This is a genomic window from Streptomyces sp. NPDC001880 (assembly GCF_053594575.1).
On the sequence record NZ_JBSFET010000263.1, the window covers coordinates 1 to 1,852 of the forward strand.

Sequence of the window (1,852 nt, forward strand, 5' to 3'; positions counted from 1 at the left end):
CACCCGTCGAATACGAGACCAACTACTACCTCACCACCGCGAAACCCCAGGCCAAAACCACAATCTGAGATCTCTACCGAACCCGGGGCGGTTCAAGGAGCCATTGGGCTTCGAGTACGGCGCCGACGGCGATAACGGTCAGACCAGCCGTACCGAATGCAAGTACGGTCCGGCGGACACCGCGGTCGGGGAACCAATCGGTGGTCATAGCGCAACAATCCTGCGGATTGCCCACCACCGCGAGCAGCCCACAGGATTTCTGTTGGAATCTTGACGTCCGGTGGCGTGCACGTGGGCATGATCGGGTTCGGTGCGCGCCGCTTGTTCTTGCGCCCCCGCACCCGCCGCCCTGCCGGTGGCCCTGATACGTGGACGTCCGAGGGTCAGCAATCGGGTCAGCGGCCAGAGCGGTCCGGGCCGGCCGCGGTCGCCGTGCACGTCTCCGTCCGGCGCGTACATCCCCGGGGTGACGTGGGCGGTGCTTGGAGTGAGGCAGGTGTGGTGGCGGGCTCAGGTATCGTCCGTCTCGGCTGCAATCCCGGTGCTGCAAAGACGGGCGATCGGGCAACGGACAACCGGGAGTTCCCGTTGCGTGCGCCCGTACCAACCTTCTTCAGCCACAGCCACACGGCCGTGTCGGCGGTCTTCGAACCTGGACCCCTTTGGGGTCGGTGATTTTTGACCCCGTGTGCAGTTGTTCAGCCGGTTGCCGCGTTCGGGGTGCGGCCGATGTCGCGGTCTTGCAGCCGGTAGGAGTCTCCCTTCAAGGAGAGCACATCGGCGTGGTGGACGAGACGGTCGATCATGGCGGCGGCGACGGTGTCGTCGCCGAAGACCTCTCCCCAGCGTCCGAAGGGCTTGTTGCTGGTCACGATCACGGACGCGCGTTCGTAGCGGCCGGAGATCAGCTGGAAGAACAGGTTCGCTGCTTCCGGTTCGAACGGGATGTAGCCGACCTCATCGATCACCAGAACGGGGACGCGCGCGAGGCGCAAGAGCTCGTCCTGGAGTTTTCCGGTGGTATGGGCGGCGGCCAGGCGGTCGACCCACTGAGAGGCGGTGGCGAACGCGACGCGGTGACCGGCCTGGCAGGCGCGAATGCCCAGGGCGATGGCCAGGTGAGTCTTGCCGGTGCCGGGCGGGGAGCGCGCCGGCCGCCAGGGCCAGGTAAACGAGCTGCCGTCGGAGACTGGGTGGCTTACGCAGCCGAAGTCAGCCGACGCACAACCTCACAAACCCGGCGTTCAAGACTGGCCACGGCACGGCCAGTGGCGGCTTGACCACATCGCCCCTGACGCCTATGAGACCGTCGATACCGAGACGGCAGTCGATGTCGTCCACTCCTGGGCCAACCAGCACGGAGACGTCCCGGAATCACTCGCATCACGCCTGCGTCAGGAGATCTACACCCCGATCTGCAAGGCGACCAGCAGATACCTGCTGGGACAGCTTCCCGAGGATGCGTTCCACGACTACGGCCCGATTCACATCGACTACCACGAACTCGTCCTCATCGACCGCCCGGCAGCGACACTCACTCTCCTCGTCGCAGCTGACGACTGACGCCGCCGCGCTCAGCACCACCGACGGCGCTGTCACGTTGGCGGATGACATGGTTGGATCTTCGGGTTGATCATGCTGGAGGGGGATCGTTGTGGTGAACCCGGCGCCGTCGTACAAGGGGCACCGCTACCCGGTCGAAGTCATCTCCCACTGCGTGTGGCTGTACCCCCGGTTCCCGCTCAGCTACCGCGAGGCTGAGGAACTGATGCTCCAACGCGGCGTGATCGTCTCCTACGAGACCGTCCGCCGGTGGTGTGCGAAGTTCGGCCAGGCCTACGCCGACGGGCTG

Annotated in this window: 2 protein-coding genes and 1 pseudogene; 2 read left to right on the top strand and 1 reads right to left on the bottom strand. The window is 65.6% G+C overall.

Annotated features, from left to right (window positions below; all coding sequences use genetic code 11):
* Positions 1-698 precede the first annotated feature (698 nt).
* Entirely contained in the window at positions 699-1,118 is a 420-nt protein-coding gene (locus ACWCQ6_RS37090; RefSeq protein ID WP_451096891.1) for an ATP-binding protein, read from the bottom strand.
* A gap of 13 nt (positions 1,119-1,131) precedes the next feature.
* Here ACWCQ6_RS37090 and ACWCQ6_RS37095 point away from each other — a divergent pair, with 13 nt between their 5' ends.
* Both ACWCQ6_RS37095 and ACWCQ6_RS37100 read left to right on the top strand, forming a co-directional pair.
* Positions 1,132-1,563: a hypothetical protein gene (locus ACWCQ6_RS37095; protein WP_451096889.1), complete on the top strand. Its 432-nt coding sequence runs from the start codon at positions 1,132-1,134 to the stop codon at positions 1,561-1,563.
* A gap of 94 nt (positions 1,564-1,657) precedes the next feature.
* Positions 1,658-1,852 (top strand): annotated as a pseudogene (locus tag ACWCQ6_RS37100) (IS6 family transposase); the annotation flags it as partial.